Raw genomic sequence first — 1,797 nt, 5'->3', positions numbered from 1 at the left:
GTCGGATTCGTGTCAGCAGCGATGATACATCACTCATACATTCGTTCGAACGTTTCCGGGCGGGATCGTGCATCCGCCGCTACCCTGGCGGCCATGACAGCAAATGACGTCACCATCAACGACGACTACACCGGAGACCTGTCCCGCCACGAGGTGCAGCGCGTCCGCGTCGGCGCCATCGACGTGCACAAGACCTCCGTCGGCGACATGGACAACAACTGCTATCTGCTGGTGGACTCCCGGGCCCCCGAACGGTCCCTGCTCATCGACGCCTGCGACGAGGCAGAGCACCTGAAGGCGCTTGCCGACGAGGTCGGCGCGACCGTGACCACCGTCGTCACCACGCACTCCCACGGCGACCACGTTCAGGCGCTTGCCGAGCTCGTCGAGGAGTGGGGCGCGGAGCACGTGACGTCCACGCTCGATGCCCCGGACATCGCGACGGAGGCCGACCGACGGCTCGACCAGGGCGACGTGGTCACCTTCGGCGATGGCGCGACGCTGGTGGCGTTCATCCTTCGCGGCCACACCCGCGGCGGCGTGGGCCTGGGGCTCGACGCCGGCGAGCCGGCGAACGCAGAGAGCAAGGCGGGCGACGACGGCGACGAGGGCGAGGTCGCCGACGACGCGCCCATCCACCTTTTCGTCGGCGATTCCCTGTTCCCCGGCGGCGTGGGCAAGACCACGAACCAGGAGAACTTCGCGCAGCTGCTCCACGACGTCGAGGAGCGCATTTTCGACGCCTATCCAGATGACGCGGTGGTCCACCCCGGTCACGGTTCGGATACGACCGTGGGCGCGGAACGACCCCACCTGGAGGAATGGCGCAACCGCGGTTGGTAAACCCCGGACACCGGCCGACACCGCGCGTAGAATCGATTCATGGGCCGCCGCGCCGGCCCGACTTTGACAGACACGACAAACAGGAGATGACCAGAAAATGATCCGCAAGCTCGCCCGTCCGATGCTCGCCTCGGTCTTCGTCGCCGATGGCGTGGACACCCTCATGAACCAGAAGGACCATGTGGACGGCGCCCGCGAGGTGACCAAGCGACTCCGCACCGTCGTGCCCGCCCAGTACGTCTCCTTCCTGCCGAGCAACCCGCAGACGTCGGTCCAGATCGTCGCGGGCACGAAGGTCGCCGCCGGCGCCCTGTACGCCCTGGGCAAGGCCCCGCGCGTCGCGGCCACCGCCCTGGCCCTGGTCCAGGTGCCCACCGCCCTGGCCCGCCACTCGTTCTGGGAGACCCAGGATCCGAAGGAGCGCAAGGCCCGCAAGACCGGTTTCCTCACCGATGTCGCGCTGCTCGGCGGCCTCTTCCTGGCCACCGCCGACACCGCCGGCCGCCCGGGCCTCGCCTGGCGCGCCGAGCACGCCGGCAAGCAGGTGAACAAGAAGGTGCAGGCGGCCCTGCCGACCAAGTCGGAGGCCGAGAAGCGCACCGAGGAGATCAAGGGCACCGCATCCGAGTGGCTGGAGAAGGCCCAGGAGGTCGGCTCCGACCTGCAGGACAAGTCGGTCGTCGCGCTCCACCGCGCCGAGGATTACGTCGCCGACAACAAGGACGACTGGAAGGACTCGCTGCAGACCTTCGCCGAGGAGGCCCGCGACACCCTCGCCGGCGCCGCCGAGACCGCCCGCGAAACCTTCGCCGACGCCGCCGACACGGCCGCGAAGGAGACCAAGAAGTCCCGCAAGCAGGCGCGCAAGCAGATCAAGAAGGCCCGCAAGAACCTCAAGTAGGAACCCGCCCGGCCACCACGGCCGCCGTTCGCGGTTCCCCGCGCGGCCCGCGC

The 1,797-nt window shown here is 68.8% G+C and carries 2 protein-coding genes; both read left to right on the top strand.

All coding sequences use genetic code 11. The features are described 5' to 3' along the window. Positions 1–93 precede the first annotated feature (93 nt). The gene (locus GX015_RS00895; protein WP_291342088.1) at positions 94–843 is read left to right on the top strand and encodes an MBL fold metallo-hydrolase; all 750 of its coding nucleotides are present in this window, start codon (positions 94–96) and stop codon (positions 841–843) included. Positions 844–940: 97 nt separating this feature from the next. Continuing rightward, complete coding sequence (locus GX015_RS00890; RefSeq protein ID WP_291342087.1) at positions 941–1,744, top strand: DoxX family membrane protein; 804 nt, start codon at positions 941–943, stop codon at positions 1,742–1,744. The last annotated feature ends 53 nt before the right edge of the window (positions 1,745–1,797 follow it).

The sequence above is a fragment of the Corynebacterium sp. genome (assembly GCF_012837295.1).
In the GTDB taxonomy this organism is placed as follows: domain Bacteria; phylum Actinomycetota; class Actinomycetes; order Mycobacteriales; family Mycobacteriaceae; genus Corynebacterium.
This window is presented reverse-complemented; position numbering and strand designations above follow the sequence as displayed.

Coding starts and splice junctions, on each gene's coding strand:
- GX015_RS00895 (WP_291342088.1), top strand. CDS start 94: ATGACAGCAAATGACGTCACCATCAACGACGACTACACCGGAGACCTG.
- GX015_RS00890 (WP_291342087.1), top strand. CDS start 941: ATGATCCGCAAGCTCGCCCGTCCGATGCTCGCCTCGGTCTTCGTCGCC.